Here is a 472-nt window from a genome sequence, read left to right as displayed (position 1 = left end):
AACGATGGTGGCGGCGATGCAGCATATCACGGAGCAGGCGGCGCATGTGACAGAGGCAACACAGGAACAGGTGCAAAGTGCTGCAGAGGTTACACAGGGAGCAGCAAATGCGCGTGAACAGGTGCGCCAAGTGACGGAAGCAACAGTAGAGCAGGCGAAGCAGGCCCGAGGCGTGGCGGCAGCAATTGTCAGCATGACGGAACAGGCAGAGCAGGTGACACTGGCAACGCAGGAGCTGACAAATGCGGCAGAAGAGGTTGTGCGCGGCGTTGTCGGAGCGCGTGAACAGGTGCGCCAGATTACAGAGGCAACAGTGGAACAGGCGAAGCAGGCAACAACGATGGTGGCGGCGATGCAGCATATCACGGAGCAGGCGGCGCATGTGACAGAGGCAACACAGGAACAGGTGCAAAGCGCTGCGGAGGTTACACAGGGAGCAGCAAATGCGCGTGAACAGGTGCGCCAAGTGACG

1 protein-coding gene is annotated in these 472 nt (G+C 60.0%); it reads left to right on the top strand.

The genetic code is table 11. The features are described from left to right. A partial coding sequence (locus NK662_RS01655) for a methyl-accepting chemotaxis protein (protein WP_497717174.1) occupies positions 1 to 472 on the top strand: 472 nt, incomplete at both ends.

The sequence above is a fragment of the Ectobacillus ponti genome (genome assembly GCF_024294785.1).
GTDB lineage: Bacteria > Bacillota > Bacilli > Bacillales > Bacillaceae_G > Ectobacillus > Ectobacillus ponti.
Note: the sequence above shows the minus strand (reverse complement) of the source record. Positions and strands in the feature narration are given on the sequence as shown.